The 13699-nt window shown below is 69.8% G+C and carries 14 protein-coding genes; 8 read left to right on the forward strand and 6 right to left on the reverse strand.

What is annotated here, in order from left to right; genetic code table 11:
• Positions 1 to 41: 41 nt before the first annotated feature.
• The 4 genes from ACFJGU_RS17365 to ACFJGU_RS17380 all read left to right on the forward strand — a co-directional run bounded on the left by ACFJGU_RS17365 (position 42) and on the right by ACFJGU_RS17380 (position 4292).
• Entirely contained in the window at positions 42 to 1124 is a 1083-nt protein-coding gene (locus ACFJGU_RS17365) for a glycosyltransferase family 2 protein (RefSeq protein ID WP_382305076.1), read from the forward strand.
• A gap of 2 nt (positions 1125 to 1126) precedes the next feature.
• The gene (locus ACFJGU_RS17370) at positions 1127 to 1957 is read left to right on the forward strand and encodes a CDP-alcohol phosphatidyltransferase family protein (RefSeq protein ID WP_382305078.1); all 831 of its coding nucleotides are present in this window, start codon (positions 1127 to 1129) and stop codon (positions 1955 to 1957) included.
• A gap of 8 nt (positions 1958 to 1965) precedes the next feature.
• Positions 1966 to 2829 carry a glycosyltransferase family 2 protein gene (locus ACFJGU_RS17375; protein WP_382305080.1) on the forward strand — a complete coding sequence of 288 codons (864 nt, stop codon included), beginning with the start codon at positions 1966 to 1968 and terminating at the stop codon, positions 2827 to 2829.
• A gap of 179 nt (positions 2830 to 3008) precedes the next feature.
• Positions 3009 to 4292 (forward strand): hypothetical protein, encoded by a 1284-nt coding sequence (locus ACFJGU_RS17380; protein WP_382305081.1) that lies wholly within the window; start codon positions 3009 to 3011, stop codon positions 4290 to 4292.
• A gap of 87 nt (positions 4293 to 4379) precedes the next feature.
• On the opposite strand, the gene ACFJGU_RS17385 is transcribed toward ACFJGU_RS17380, so the two are convergent.
• Together ACFJGU_RS17385 and ACFJGU_RS17390 are read right to left on the reverse strand one after the other, a co-directional pair.
• On the reverse strand, positions 4380 to 4634 hold the full coding sequence (locus ACFJGU_RS17385) for a hypothetical protein (RefSeq protein ID WP_382305083.1): 255 nt from the start codon (positions 4632 to 4634) through the stop codon (positions 4380 to 4382).
• Between the two features lie 90 nt (positions 4635 to 4724).
• On the reverse strand, positions 4725 to 5564 hold the full coding sequence (locus tag ACFJGU_RS17390) for a hypothetical protein (RefSeq protein WP_382305085.1): 840 nt from the start codon (positions 5562 to 5564) through the stop codon (positions 4725 to 4727).
• Positions 5565 to 5614: 50 nt separating this feature from the next.
• On the opposite strand from ACFJGU_RS17390, the gene ACFJGU_RS17395 reads away from it, so the two are divergent.
• Together ACFJGU_RS17395 and ACFJGU_RS17400 are read left to right on the forward strand one after the other, a co-directional pair.
• Positions 5615 to 6358 carry an acetolactate decarboxylase gene (locus tag ACFJGU_RS17395; RefSeq protein ID WP_382305087.1) on the forward strand — a complete coding sequence of 248 codons (744 nt, stop codon included), beginning with the start codon at positions 5615 to 5617 and terminating at the stop codon, positions 6356 to 6358.
• Entirely contained in the window at positions 6355 to 6921 is a 567-nt protein-coding gene (locus ACFJGU_RS17400; protein WP_382305089.1) for an MOSC domain-containing protein, read from the forward strand. Before ACFJGU_RS17395 ends, ACFJGU_RS17400 begins: the two co-directional genes overlap by 4 nt.
• A 52-nt stretch (positions 6922 to 6973) precedes the next feature.
• Here the strand turns inward: ACFJGU_RS17400 and ACFJGU_RS17405 are convergent, their stop codons facing one another.
• From ACFJGU_RS17405 to ACFJGU_RS17415, 3 genes are all read right to left on the reverse strand, one after another.
• Positions 6974 to 7942, reverse strand: a complete 969-nt coding sequence (locus ACFJGU_RS17405) for an LLM class F420-dependent oxidoreductase (RefSeq protein ID WP_382305091.1) — start codon at positions 7940 to 7942, stop codon at positions 6974 to 6976.
• A gap of 127 nt (positions 7943 to 8069) precedes the next feature.
• On the reverse strand, positions 8070 to 9347 hold the full coding sequence (locus ACFJGU_RS17410; protein ID WP_382305093.1) for a DUF222 domain-containing protein: 1278 nt from the start codon (positions 9345 to 9347) through the stop codon (positions 8070 to 8072).
• A gap of 291 nt (positions 9348 to 9638) precedes the next feature.
• Positions 9639 to 10511 carry an SDR family oxidoreductase gene (locus ACFJGU_RS17415; protein WP_382305095.1) on the reverse strand — a complete coding sequence of 291 codons (873 nt, stop codon included), beginning with the start codon at positions 10509 to 10511 and terminating at the stop codon, positions 9639 to 9641.
• Between the two features lie 136 nt (positions 10512 to 10647).
• Between ACFJGU_RS17415 and ACFJGU_RS17420 the strand changes: the two genes are divergently transcribed.
• Entirely contained in the window at positions 10648 to 11019 is a 372-nt protein-coding gene (locus tag ACFJGU_RS17420) for a winged helix-turn-helix transcriptional regulator (protein WP_382310423.1), read from the forward strand.
• Positions 11020 to 11052: 33 nt separating this feature from the next.
• Here ACFJGU_RS17420 and ACFJGU_RS17425 read toward each other — a convergent pair whose 3' ends face one another.
• A complete protein-coding gene (locus tag ACFJGU_RS17425) occupies positions 11053 to 11973 on the reverse strand; it encodes an aminodeoxychorismate lyase (RefSeq protein WP_382305097.1) in 921 nt (306 codons plus the stop codon).
• Between the two features lie 68 nt (positions 11974 to 12041).
• On the opposite strand from ACFJGU_RS17425, the gene ACFJGU_RS17430 reads away from it, so the two are divergent.
• Positions 12042 to 13688 (forward strand): CHAD domain-containing protein, encoded by a 1647-nt coding sequence (locus ACFJGU_RS17430; protein WP_382305099.1) that lies wholly within the window; start codon positions 12042 to 12044, stop codon positions 13686 to 13688.
• Positions 13689 to 13699: the final 11 nt, after the last annotated feature.

Here is a 13699-nt window from a genome sequence, read left to right on the forward strand (position 1 = left end):
GCCTTTTTCCGTGTCAGCCGGAACAGACGAGAGCGGATGCGATGACCCAGCCCACACCGGAGCCCACGGCCGACCGGCCGGGCGTCTCCTACGTGATGCCGGTGCTCAACGAGGTGACGCATGTAGAGGCCGCCATCGCCAGCCTGCTCGACCAGGACTACACGGGCCCCTTCGACGTCATCGTCGCGCTCGGCCCCTCCATCGACGGCACCACCGAGCTGCTGGAGCGGCTCTCGCGGGTCGATCCGCGCATCCGGGTCATCGACAACCCCACCGGCTCGACCCCGAGCGGTCTGAACGTCGCGATCGAGGCGTCGCAGTATCCGATCGTGGTGCGGGTGGATGCCCATTCGCTGCTCCCGCGCGACTACACGCGGATCGCCGTGGAGACCATGCTCCGCACGGGGGCGGCGAACGTGGGCGGCATCATGAAGGCCGAGGGCACCACCCCGTTCGAGAGCGCGGTCGCGGTCGCGTACGGGTCGAAGGCCGGTCTCGGCGGGGGTGCACACCACGTCGGCGGTCAGGAAGGTCCCGCCGAGACCGTCTACCTGGGCGTCTTCCGGCGCGAATGGCTGACGAAGGTCGGCCTCTTCAACGAGGACATCCGGCGTGGGCAGGACTGGGAGCTCAACCGCCGCCTACGGGCCTCCGGCGGCGTGGTCTGGTTCACGCCGGCGCTCGTGGTGATCTACCGGCCGCGCCCGTCGCTCGAGCGACTGGCCCGGCAGTTCTTCTCCACCGGGCTCTGGCGCGGCGAACTCGCCCGCCGCTTCTTCACCGCGAACGCGCTCAAGTACTTCGTGCCGCCGGTCACCGTCACGCTCGTGCTCCTCGGGTTCGTCGCCGGGGTCGTCGGTCTGATCCTTCTCGGCTCCGGATCGGCCCAGGGCGACTCGACGCTGTCCGCCGTCGGGCTCGGCCTGACGTTCGGCTTCCTCGTGCCGATCGTGTACCTGCTCTTCGTGGCGGTGGCGGCGATCGACGCGGCCCGCCGGGGCGGCGGTCGCACGGGAGCGTGGTTTCTCATAGTCTTGCCGTGCATCCATTTCAGCTGGGGGCTCGGGTTCATACTCGGATTCCTGACGCTGACGAAGAACATCACGGCGCACACGGGAAGGTGACAGTGTCGCAATTCCCGCACGGCCGGCCCGGTTCTCCGCGCCCGGCCCGGCCCTCCTCGATCGCCGAGCTCAAGGCCGTCGCGCAGCCCCCGGAGGTGCGCGGGCGTCGCAACGCCGAGCACTGGACGGCATCGCTCTACCTCCGGCGGCTGTCGCCCTACGTCACGTGGGTGCTACTGAAGACCTCGATCTCGGCCAACGGCGTGACGGGTCTGATGATCCTCACCGGCTGGGCCACGGCCGCGGCCCTGCTCATCCCGGGCATCGGGGGAGCGGCGCTGGCCCTCGTGCTCGGCCAGCTGCAGATGCTCGTCGACTGCTGCGACGGCGAGGTCGCGCGCTGGCGCGGCACCTCCTCTCCCGCGGGCGTCTTCCTCGACAAGGTGGGGCACTACACCACCGAGTCGCTCATCCCGATCGCGCTCGGCATCCGTGCCGCCGGCTACCCGTTCGAGGCGCCCGAGGACTTCCTCTGGACCACCCTCGGCCTCCTGCTCGCCCTCGTCATCGTGCTCAACAAGGCGCTCAACGACATGGTGCACGTCGCTCGCGCGAACGCCGGGCTCGACAAGCTGGCCGACAAGCACGGCGAGTCCGAGCCCTCGCAGGCCCTCGTGGCGCGGCTGCGGCGCGCCGCCCGGTTCGTGCCGTTCCACCGTCTGTACCACTCCGTCGAGTTGACGATGCTGATCTTCGCGTTCGCCGTCGTGGGGCTCTTCATCGGTGGCGTGCTCGCCGACCGCATTCTGCTGATCGCTCTGGTCCCGCTGTCGATTCTGGCGCTGATCGGGCATTTCGTGGCCATCATGGCGTCGAAGCGGGTGCGCTCCTGAGCGAGCGGATGCCGACCATCGGTGTGGTGCTGCTGACCCAGGGCAAGCGCCCCGACGATCTGCGCCGCGGCGCCGAGTCGCTGCTCGCGCAGACGGGTGTGGAGCTCGACATCGTCTGCGTCGGAAACGGTTGGAGTCCGGTGGGATTGCCGGATGCCGTGCGCACACTGGCGCTCCCGGAGAACATCGGCATCCCGGCCGGCCGCAACGCGGGCGTCGAGCAGGTCACGGGGGAGTTCGTCTTCTTCCTCGACGACGACGCCAGCCTGCCCGACCCGTCGTTCCTCGCCGGGGCCGTCGCGCGCATCCGGAGCGACCCCGGGATCGGGCTGCTGCAACCGCGCGTGGTCGACCCGTCCGGCGCCACGAATCCGCGCCGCTGGGTGCCGCGCATCCGCAAGGGGTCGGCGACCGACTCGGGCAACGTGTTCTCGGTGTGGGAGGGCGCGACGCTGCTCCCGCGCGCCGTGTTCGACGCCACGGGCGGCTGGGCCGCTCCCTTCTTCTACGCCCATGAGGGCATCGAGCTGGCCTGGCGGGTGTGGGACCAGGGACTCCGCACCTGGTACGACGGCGACCTCGTGGCGAATCACCCCGCCATCGAACCCACCCGGCACGCGTACTACTACCGACTCAACGCGCGCAATCGGGTGTGGTTGGCCAAACGCAACCTGCCGGCCGTGCTGGTGCCGCTCTACGTGGGCAGCTGGACGGGCATCCAGATCCTCCGGTGGGCCCGGCGCCCCGCCGCCCTCCGCGCGTGGTTCCGCGGGTGGGCCGAAGGCTGGCGGACGGATGCCGGCGAGCGGCGGCCGATCTCGTGGCGCACGGTCTGGCGCATGACGCGGGCCGGTCGGCCGCCTGTCGTCTGAGCCCGCCCGTCCATCTCGATGGAGTTGCGGCCCGATGTGACGAGCGGATGGACCCTCAGCCGCCGATCAGTCAGGACTCCATCGAGTCGCACGCGGCGAAGGTCACGATTGCCTAAAGAAGAAGCCCGGGAGGGCTCATCCGCACGGCTCGGCCGGATCGTCTCGCTAGCCTGAAACGCGTGGGTGTGCTGAACGATGCGAAGCTGGGCTGGACCGTGGCGCGTGATCTGCTGCGCGCGCGGCGAGTGCGCTCGAAGCTGGCCGGACAGCTCGCCGCACGGGCGCCGCTGAGCCGACGCCGCTTCGAGATCGGTGTCTACTTCGCCGACGGCGACGTCAACCTCTACCAGATCCGGCAGTGGTACAAGCCGCTGCTCGAGCTCTCGAAGACGCACCCCGTGGTCATCCTCGGTCGCAACCCGAGCGGCGCGAGCGCGCTGCTCGACGAATGCCCGCTGCCCGTCGCCTACGTGCGCAAGGTCAGCGAACTCGAGGCCTTCATCGCTGAACAGGATCTCAAGATCGTGTTCTACGTCAACCAGAACGCGCGCAACTTCCAGATGATGCGCTACGGCCGCCGGTGGCACGTGTTCATCAATCATGGCGAGAGCGACAAGATGTACATGACCACCAACCAGTTCAAGGCCTACGATTACAGCTTCGTAGCCGGCGACGCGGCCATCGCCCGGCTGAACCGTGTGCTCTGGGATTACGACTTCGACAAGCGTGCCATCCCGATCGGGCGGCCTCAGGCCGACCACTACAGCGGTATCGTGCCGTTCGAGCGCGACGGCCGCACCGTCGTGCTCTACGCCCCTACCTGGGAAGGCGATCGTCCGGCGGCTGCCTACGGATCGATCGCGTCACACGGTGTCGGGCTCGTGCGCGACATCCTCTCGTCGCCCGACCACCGGCTGATCTACCGGCCCCATCCGCGCAGCGGTGTCCTCGACCCGGCGTACGCCGCGGCGAACCGTGAGATCGTGGCGGCGATCGCGGCGGCGAACCGTGAGGATCCCACGGCCCAGCACGTGCACGACACCGGCGCCGAGCTCGGCTGGCAGCTCGCTGTCGCCGACGTCGCGGTCGTCGACGTATCGGCCATGGTCTACGACCGTCTGGCCACCGGCAAGCCCCTGCTGATCACCCGTCCGGTGTCGCCCGATGCGGAGATCGACACCGGCGGATACCTGTCGGACGCCGAGTGGTTGCTCGCGGAAGACGCGCCCGAGGTCCGCGCGCGCATCGACCGCCTGTCGCACGACTCCGCCGCGAGGGTGCGGCTCGGCCGCTGGGTCACCCACTACTTCGGCGACACCTCGCCCGGGGCGGCCACCCGGAGGTTCCACGGGGCCGTCGAGGGACTGCTCGCGGAATGGGACCGGAACGCGGCGCTGCACGCGCGCGACGAACCGGTCGACGAGCACGACGTGTATGCCGAGCACGATGAGGAACGCCTGTAGGCGGACTGGTCAGGCTCAGCACCGGTCGACGGGCACGACGTGTGCGCCGAGCACGACGGGGAACGCCTATAGGCGGACCGGTCAGGCTCAGCTGTGCCGGGAGCGAGCGAGCAGGTACTTCGCCACGATGACGGCGATGCCCGAGATGAGCAGGAAGACGCCGGCCGTGACGAGCATCGGCGTGAAGTCGTAGCCGGTGGCCGCGAGGACCGGTTCGGCGGCGGAGGGATCGGCGTGAGCGCTGGTGGCGAACTGCCCGTCGGAGTGGGCCAGCGCCGCGGTGGCGCCGAAACCGAGGAGCGCGAGGGTGCCCAGCACGGCGGCGACGATGCGATATCTCATGACATCCCCCTCACCGTGACCGACCGACCCGAAAGCTGACAAGCCTCGACTGAACTCCCAGGCTACCACTCTGCTGTGAATCGGTCGCATTCAGATGCGGATGTCAGGAAGCTCACTGACCGTGCCGTCGCGCGGCCCGGGCGCTTCGGTGATCTCCTTGCGCTTGCGCGACGGCACCAGCTTCGTGAGGCCCTTCTTCTCTCCGTTCCGCTTCGTCTTCTGCGCCTTGTCGGTGACGGCTTTGGGCGCCTTCACGGTGATCGCGAGCTCCATCGGGTAGGTGAACGGCGGGGCGCCGAAGGCCGTGCGGGCGCTCTGGATCACCGTGCGCCCCAGCACGAGGTTGCCGACCCCGCCGATCGCCGCGCCGATGCCGAACGGGATGGCGCGCCCGATCGCATTGGCGCCCTGGCCCACGGCGAACCTCTTCACGAAGACGTTGCGCACCTGGTCGGCCAGCGGGCCCACGACGAACTGCGGCAGGCTGCTCGTCACCACCTGTCCCCAGTAAGCGTTGCGGCTCACCCCGCCCGTGGCCTGGCCGGCGATCTGCTTCAGCAGGTCACTGCCCGCCTTGCCCATCAGCAGCGTCATCACGAGTGCGCGGGCGCGGTCCGGGTCGTCGACGGCGATGCCGTGCACCTCGGTGACCGATTGTGCGAAGAGCGCGGTCGTCTCGAGGAAACCGGCGGTCTCCACGGCGCTCAGACCCAGCGAGATGCCGGTGCCGACGAAGGGGAGCATCGAACTCGCGCCGACGGCGGCACCGCCGCTGGTCACCGCGGCGACGTAGCGGCGTTCCAGGATGACGAGGAGTTCCTGCGGTGAGGCATCCGGATGCAGCCGCCGGATGCTGCGGAGGTGGGCGAGCACGACCGGGCGATGGATGCTCAGCAGTCGGTCGATGTTGCGCTCGAGTCGAGAGGACATGCTCCTACTCTGCTGTGTTCTGCTGAATAAGTGCGGGAGAATGTCGGGTTATGCGCCGAAATCGTCGGGCCGAGAAGTCGGTCGTCCAGTTCTCGATCGTCGACGCGCTGGTCGCCGGTCTCTTCGACGGTGTCTTCACCGTGGGGCGGATCGCCCGCAGCGGCACCCTCGGACTCGGCTGCGGCGACCACATGGACGGCGAGCTCGTGGTGCTCGACGGGGAGTTCCGGCTCTTCCACGGTGACGGCCGGATGACCGTGCTCGGCGCATCCGATTCGCTCGCTTTCGCTGAGGTAGTCGACTTCGAGCCGGAGAGTTCGGAGCTCGTGGAGTCGGTGCCGTCGCTGGAGGCCCTTCTGGCTGCGATCCACTCGAGGGTGGCGAGTGAGAACATCTTCCACGCGGTGCGGTTCGACGCCCATTTCGCGTCGATCAGCCTGCGGGAGGCGAAGCGGCAGTCGAAGCCGTACCTGCCGCTCGCCGAAGCGGTGCACGACCAGCGGGAGAACGTGGTGACTGATGTCACGGGCACGCTCCTGGGGTTCATCGCGCCGCGCGTTTTCCAGGGCATCACGGTGGCGGGAGCGCATTTCCACTTCGTGGACGGGAACGGAACGGTCGGTGGACACGTGTTGGGTCTCGAGGGGGCGACGGGCTCGTTGGCCGTGGAGAGCTACTCGGGTGTGTCGGTTCGACTCCCGTCGTCGGCCGAGTTCCTGGCCGCCGACCTCGACCTGGCGGGTGCGGAGGCAGACGGGGCGATCCGGCACGCCGAGACGGATCACCAGCGGTGAGCCGGCCGACGGCGCAGGACGCGCCCGCGTCCACGCCTCTGCTGGTGCCGGTGGAGCAGCCGGTCGAGATCGTTCACCTGCTGGTCTCGTCGCTGCACCGCTACGAAGGCCGGCCGGCCGACGGCCCGCTGGCCGTTCCCGCCGGCGAGATCGAGTCGCGCTCAGCGGTCGAGGTGCGGGCCGGGCTCGGCATCGTGGGCGACCGGTACTTCGGGCGGGCGGCGCACCGTCGTGCGGCGGTGACCGTGATGGCGGCGGAGTCGCTCGACGCGGTGCAGCGGGAACTGGGTGTCAAGCGTCCACTCGACGCTGCGGCCGCACGCCGCAACATCCTGCTGCGCGGTGTCGACGTGGATGCGCTGACCGGCGTCGCCTTCAGCCTCGACTCCGGCGACGGGCCGGTTCACTTCCAGGGTCATCGGGCGGCCAACCCGTGCGCGTGGATGAACGTCATGCTTGCCGAAGGCGCCCACAAGGCCCTGCGAGGGCGCGGCGGGGTGCGGTGCGAAGCCGTGACGGGTGGGGTCTTGCGGCTCGGCCCGGCTGTGCTGCGCATGTCGTAGGGGCTCGTACGCGCTGGTGGGCGCTCATCCGCGCTCGTGGGTGCCTATCGGCTCAGAGCGCGCGGAGCTTCTCCAACAGCGGCTCCGCGGCTTCGGCGAGGAACCGATCCTGACCCTCGTCGCCCACCTGCACGACGGCGATGTCGGTGAACCCCGCCTCCAGGTACGGGCGCACGCTCTCGGCGATCTTGTCGAGATCGGGGCCGCACGCGATCGACGACGACACGTCCTCGGGTCGCACGAATTGGCTGGCCCCGGCGAATCCGGCCGGAGTCGGCAAATCGGCGTTCACCGACCATCCGCCGCCGAACCAGCGGAACTGTTCGTGCGCTCGGGCGATCGCCGCCTCCTCCGACGGGTCCCAACAGATGGGAATCTGCCCGATCGACCGGGGTGCCTGGCCGCCGTTCGCGGCTGCCCACCCTTCGACCAGGGACGCATCCGGTTCCACCGCGATGAGGTGGTCGCCGAGCGGAGCGAAGCGTTCGATCGACTTGTCACCGGAGACGGCGAGGCCGATCGGCACTCCGCCTTCGGGAACATCCCAGATGCGGGCCGAGTCGACGCGGAAGTAGTCGCCCTCCCAGGTCACCAACTCGCCTGTGTGCAGCGTACGGATGATGTGCACGGCCTCCTCGAGCATGTCCTGCCGCGCGTCGACCGCGGGCCAGCCCTCGCCGACCACGTGCTCGTTGAGGTTCTCGCCTGAACCGAGACCCAGGATGAAACGGTCATCGGAGAGGATCTGCAGGGTGGCGGATTTCTGGGCGATGACCGCGGGGTGGTAGCGCATGGTCGGGCAGGTGACGTAGGTCGCCAGTTCGACGCGGTGGGTGGCCTGAGCGACGGCGCCGAGGAGGGTCCAGGCGTAGGGGGCGTGGCCCTGTTCGGTGAGCCAGGGCGAATAGTGGTCACTCGACACCTCGAAGTCGAAACCCACCTCCTCGGCCGCGACGGCATAACGAACGAGGTCCTTCACGCCGCTCTGCTCCGTCATGAGCGTGTATCCGAAGCGTGCCATCATCGTCTCCCGTCGTCAGCGATTCCGCTGGTGCGGATCTGCCGCTGTCGACGCTGCCACGATCGGGTCGACTCCGCAGCCCCTTCACAGGGCGGCCTCCGTATGCCTGGCCGGCGAGCCGGCCGGATCATTCCGCCGGCGCTCGAGCGGGTGCGGTGGAATAGGACCGGCCGTGTGGGCTGGTCCACTTCAGGTGTCGGGGCCGGTCAGGGTCTGATTCGACGGTCCAACCGGTTTCGTGTTTCAGGTGATGATGTCGCGAGCAGAGGTAGGCCAGATTCTCGGGAGTGGTGCCGCCGTCGTTCGCCCAATCCCGGGTGTGGTCGAGTTCGCAGCGGTTGGCGCGCCGACTGCAGTGCGGGAAGCGGCAGGTCTCGTCGATCGCCGCCAGCGCCAGTCGCAGTTCGGGGGAGGCGCTGTACCGATCGTGACCGCGCAGATTGTCGGCGACGGCACGACCCCAGTGCCGCGTGATCACGGTGGGCTCACCCGAGACCGGATGGGTGAGCACTCGGAGGAAGGTGGGAGCGGTCGCGGCGATCTCGCGGGCGGTGTCGGGATCGATCGACCCGTAGCCGTGGAGCTCACCCGGCTCGTCGCCGCCGGCGATCGTCGCCGCGGGTACGGTGACCATGACCGCGGCGCTGATGGACGCGGGCCGTGCCGGATTGTCAGGCGAGAGCACGAGCGTGGTCAGGGCGTCGGCGCGACGTTGAGCGTGGGTGCGCGGGTCGTCGGCAGAACGCTCGCTCCGGGCGACCTTGTCGAGCAGATCGTCGATCGCCACCGCCTCGGTGGCCGGGAGGTAGTGCGTGAGAGTGGCCATCCCGTCGCACTCGGGAGCGAAGAAGACGCTGCGGTCGTCGCGGGCCGCCTGTGCGCGCACGGTGATGGATTCCGGATGCGCCAGCTCGCGCATCCGGCGGGCCTTGTCGTCGAAGCGGTACGCGGTCTCGGTCGCGGCCACCTCGAGCAGGCGGGTCTCGAACTCGGCGCGGGCCTCGGTGGGGACAGCGGAGGCGTGGGCGACCAGGTGTCGGGTGTGCATCGCGGTCACCGTGCCATCGCGCAGGGCCGCCAGGGTGGCGGGGAAGTCATGCACGAGGCTTTCGGCGTCGTTGATCATGCGCGCCACGGTGCGTTCGGACTGGATCGTCGCGGTCGCGATCTCGGTCGCCACGAGCTGACGCTCCCTCGCCCGCGCGTCGGACAGCGAGGCCGTGGCCGGTCGCCGTTCGGCGGCCCGGGCGTCGGCGATCTTCGCGGCCTCGGCGAGGCAGACGGCCATGTCGGCGTCGAGTCGGGCGACGGCGAGACGGATCTCGCTCACCCGGTCGATGACCATGTCGAGGTGTGCGTCGAGCGCATCCACTGTCTCGACGTGATCACCGAACTGAACCTTCATGAGGATAAGTCAATCATGACCCACCGACATTGGGCGGTCGAGCCTGACGGGCTGCCGCGCGCTTCGCGCTTGCCTTCAGATGGCCGTGGGTGCGTTCCGAGATGGATGCGTTCGGGTCATGTCGGGTGCGCCTGTTGCGATCGTGGATGGGGGCGGGCTGGCTGAGAACGTACGATCTCGCCTTTGAATCTGGCACCTGCATCCGCCTTACCGGCCGGGCGCATCCCATCGTCGGCAAGCGCGGAGCGCGCGGCAGCCGGCTACCGACTACCGCGCGCCCGCGCGATCAGCTCAGCCCTCAGAAGCGGCGAGAGCCCGCAATCCGTCGACCAGCGGAGTGGTGGGGTGCCCGATCAACCGAGACAGATCCCCCGAAGTCTCAGAAAGCAGCCCGTCACGGATGTTGCCGTCGAGCGCCACCACGAAGCCCGCGGTTCCGGCATCCAGACCCGCACCGGTGAGGATCGCGAGGTGCTCCTCGGGGCTGACCGAGCGGTACTCGACCGGACGGCCCAGAGCCTCGGCTGCCGCCTCCGCGAACTCCTCGCCGGTCCAGGCGACGTCGCCCGACAGCTCGTACACCGCGCCCTCGTGGCCCGGCGTGGTGAGCACGGCCGCGATCGCCTCGGCGTAGTCGGAGCGGGAGGCGCTGGCGACGCGTCCCGATCCGGTGCTGGTGAGGAAGACGCCGCTTTCGCGAGCCTGGGCGAGCGCCGACGCATAGTTCTCGTGGTACCAGTTGTTGCGCAGAATGGTCGTCGCCAGTCCCGACGTGGCCAGCGCCTCCTCGGTCGCCTTGTGCTCGGGCGCGAGCACGAGTGCGGAGGTGGTGGCGTGCGGGGCGCTGGTGTAGACGATCCGCTCGATCCCGGCGCGCTGCGCAGCCTCGATGGCATTCACGTGCAGGGCGACCCGGTTGCCGGGCTCGCTCGCGGAGACCAGCACGAGCGAGGAGGCGCCGGCGAACGCCGCGTCGAGCGTCGCCGGGTCGGTGAAGTCGATGACAGCCGTGCGGATGCCGGGCACTTCCTCGGCCAAAGCCTCCAGCTTCGACGCTGTGCGGCCGGCGGCGACGATATCGGCGGCTGGGACTCCGCGCGCGAGCAGGTGGTCGACGGTGAGGCGGCCGAGCTGTCCGGTGGCGCCGGTGACGACGATGGTCATGGGATTCCGTCCTTTCCGCGGCCCGCACTCGCGAACCGGTCGAGGAGTGGAACCGGCGCGCATCCGCAATACTTCCCGACGGAAGGTACCCACTTTTCGGTAAGCTAGTGGCGTGAAGGAAAGCATCTGGGACGCCATCAACGCCGACTGGCCCGACGGCGACCGCACCGGCCTCGTCACCCCGTTCGCCTCGAACTGCCCGAGCCGCCTCGTGCTCGACCACGTCACGAGCAAGTGGGGCGTGCTGGTCGTGGTGGCGCTCGCACAGAAGTCGATGCGCTGGGGCGAGCTGCACCGCTATGTCGAGGGCATCAGCGAGAAGATGCTCGCGCAGACTCTGCGCGCTCTCGAGGGCGACGGGTTCGTGGTCCGCGATTCGAAGGGAACGGTTCCGCCGCGGGTCGACTACAGCCTCTCCCCGCTCGGCGAGGAGCTCGCGGCGCTGCTCATCCCGCTCGTGCGCTGGGTGGGCGACACCGTGCAGCGGAGCGCCGAAGACGCCGCCTGAACGAATCAGCGCAAGACCTAGCCTGAACGAGCCTCAGTCGGCTGCCCGGCCGAGATGCTGGTTCAGCTGGTCCGTCAGCCGCTCGTCGACCCCGACAGCCTCCCCGTCCAGCTCGGTGACCGAGACCGCCTGCCGGATGCTCGACACCAGCCAGATCGCATCCGCCCGCCGCAGATCGCTCGCGCGCAGCCGCACGGCATCCGTCTCGTAGCCGTAGGTGCGCAGAAATTCGAAGGCGCGACGCTGCGTCGTTCCGGGCAGGATGCCGAGTTCGGCACTCGGCGTGGAGAACCGGTTGCCCTCCCGCAGCAGCACGCTGGCGGTCGGCGCCTCGAGCACGAAGCCGTCGGAACTGATGAAGATGACGTCGTCGGCCCCGCGTCGCTGCGCCTCCCGGATCGCGGCCGCATTGACGGCGTAGGACAGCGACTTCGCCCCTTGCAGCAGCCACGGCGAGGTGGCGGCGACGTCGTGGCGGTAGCCGCGATCGAGAGTGACGACCCTGACCCCGGTGCGCCGCACCTCGGTGAAGTCGCGCGCCGGCTGGGCGAGCACCCAGGCGGTGGGGATGCCGGTGCCCTCGATACCGCGCGTCATCACGAGCTTCACGGCGAGAACGGGAACGGGCGGATGCGTCGCCACGGCCGCGGCGACGGCGGCGCGCCAGACCACCCGGTCGGGCTGCGGCAGATCGAGCAGCCGGGCCGAATCGGCGAAGCGAGCGAGATGGGACTCCAGCGCCGGAATACGGCCGTCGGCCACCAGGAGCGAATCGAACACGCCGTCTCCCCGGGTGACCCCGAGGTCGAGCACGCTGAGCTGCGGCGCGGCGGCGTTCGCGAAGTGGAAACCGGCGTCGGTGCTCAGCCCGGAAGCCGAGCCGTCGGCATCCGTTCGTCCGTCGGTTGCACCGATGACGGGTCGGGTGACCAGAATGAGGAGGGGGACGGACACAAGTGTCAGTGTCCTCCGAATCGCGGCGGCGGGAAGCGGAACTCGCCGGGAAGAGATAGACCGGAGCCATGAGCCAGAACGAAACCCCGACTCACGACGATCCTGCCGGCCACACCGAGCAGGTCGAGATCGAGCGCAAGTACTCCGTGGGCGAGGAGCTCCCGCTGCCGGACCTCTCCGATGTCGGTGGTGCGACCGGCACCCTGGTCGACTCGGCGGTCGCCGTCGACGCCGTCCAGCTCGAGGCGGTGTACTTCGACACCGCCGAGGGGGCGCTGGCCCGCCAACGAATCGCCTTGCGCCGTCGCCGCGGCGGGCACGACGAGGGTTGGCACATCAAGCTCCCGGCCGCCGAGGGCCGCACCGAACTGCAGTGGCCGCTCGGAGTGGGGCAGCACGAGACCGACGACGTCGTCGTTCCGCTCGAGGTTCTGGCACCGGTGCGCGTGCACGTGCGCGATCATCCGCTCACCCCGCTCGCCCGGGTGTCGACGTCGCGGCGGGTGACCGACCTCCTCGACCCCTCCGGCGCCCTCGTCGCGGAGATCGCCGACGACACCGTGTCGGCGACGGATGCGCGCGAGGGCACCGTGCGCCTGTGGCGGGAGTGGGAAGTCGAACTCGGCCCGGCTGCACCCGCGACCACGGAAGGCCGCACCGCGCTGCTCGACGAGATCGAGGCCCGCCTCATCGCCGCGGGAGCGACCGTGTCGCCCAGCGTCTCCAAACTGGCTCAGGCGGTCGGGCGCACCGGACTCGGCTCGCCTCTGACGAGCGCGTCGTCGAAGTCCGGCGGCAAGGGATCGGGCTCGCCTGCCGCCTCGCGCGTGCTCGACGGCGTCGCGGAACTCGTGGGGCAGGTGGTCGCCCTCGATCCCGCGGTGCGCGCCGACCGGCCGGACGCCGTGCACCAGCTGCGCACGACGGTGCGCCGCCTGCGCAACGTGCTCGCCACGCATCGCGACCTCTTCGATCCCGCCGCCGTCGACCAGGTGCGCAACACCCTCTCGCGCTTCGGCGCCGTGCTCGGCGAGGTGCGCGACCTCGAGGTGCGCGCCGAATGGGCGGCGTTCGCCCTCGATGAGCTGGAGACCGATCGCGGCGTCGACGATCCGGATGCCCGCCGCCGGCTGGTCGACGACACCCGCGCCGAGCACGACGAAGCCCACGCTCGACTGGTGACCGTGATGAGCGGCTCGGTGTACTACCGCTTGCTCGACGCCCTCGACTCGTTCACGGGAGATGCACGGGTGGCTCCGGATGCCCCGCACCAAGTGAAGAAGGAAGCCCGGCGCACCCTGCGCAAGGCCGGCAAACGCGCGCTCGCGCGGTCGGTGAAGGAGCGGGAGGCGCGACGTGTGCTCGGCCCGGACATCGTGGCCGCCGCAGGGGCGCTCGGCGCCCTGCACGATTCGCGCAAGGCGGCACGACGACTGCGTCACGCGGCCGAGTTCGCGACCACAGGAGCGGCCGGAGTGCTCGGCGCCCACGCCGAAGCGGTGGGTGACGCCGCCGAGGAGCTGCAGGACGCTCTCGGCTGGCACCGCGACGCCTCCCTCTTCGCGGAGTACATGCTGCTGACGGCGCGGCGGGCGGAGGCGGCGGGCGAGGCATCGTTCACCTACGGCGTGCTCTACCAACGCTCGATCGACCAGGCGCGTCGCGCCCTCGCCCTGGCGGAGGACGCCCGGCGCGCCTTGAAATCGGCCCTCTGACCGCCGTGCCG

Source organism: Herbiconiux sp. UC225_62, from assembly GCF_042694625.1.
In the GTDB taxonomy this organism is placed as follows: domain Bacteria; phylum Actinomycetota; class Actinomycetes; order Actinomycetales; family Microbacteriaceae; genus Herbiconiux.

Coding starts and splice junctions, on each gene's coding strand:
- ACFJGU_RS17365 (WP_382305076.1), top strand. CDS start 42: ATGACCCAGCCCACACCGGAGCCCACGGCCGACCGGCCGGGCGTCTCC.
- ACFJGU_RS17375 (WP_382305080.1), top strand. CDS start 1,966: ATGCCGACCATCGGTGTGGTGCTGCTGACCCAGGGCAAGCGCCCCGAC.
- ACFJGU_RS17385 (WP_382305083.1), bottom strand. CDS start 4,634: ATGAGATATCGCATCGTCGCCGCCGTGCTGGGCACCCTCGCGCTCCTC.
- ACFJGU_RS17390 (WP_382305085.1), bottom strand. CDS start 5,564: ATGTCCTCTCGACTCGAGCGCAACATCGACCGACTGCTGAGCATCCAT.
- ACFJGU_RS17395 (WP_382305087.1), top strand. CDS start 5,615: ATGCGCCGAAATCGTCGGGCCGAGAAGTCGGTCGTCCAGTTCTCGATC.
- ACFJGU_RS17405 (WP_382305091.1), bottom strand. CDS start 7,942: ATGGCACGCTTCGGATACACGCTCATGACGGAGCAGAGCGGCGTGAAG.
- ACFJGU_RS17410 (WP_382305093.1), bottom strand. CDS start 9,347: ATGAAGGTTCAGTTCGGTGATCACGTCGAGACAGTGGATGCGCTCGAC.
- ACFJGU_RS17415 (WP_382305095.1), bottom strand. CDS start 10,511: ATGACCATCGTCGTCACCGGCGCCACCGGACAGCTCGGCCGCCTCACC.
- ACFJGU_RS17430 (WP_382305099.1), top strand. CDS start 12,042: ATGAGCCAGAACGAAACCCCGACTCACGACGATCCTGCCGGCCACACC.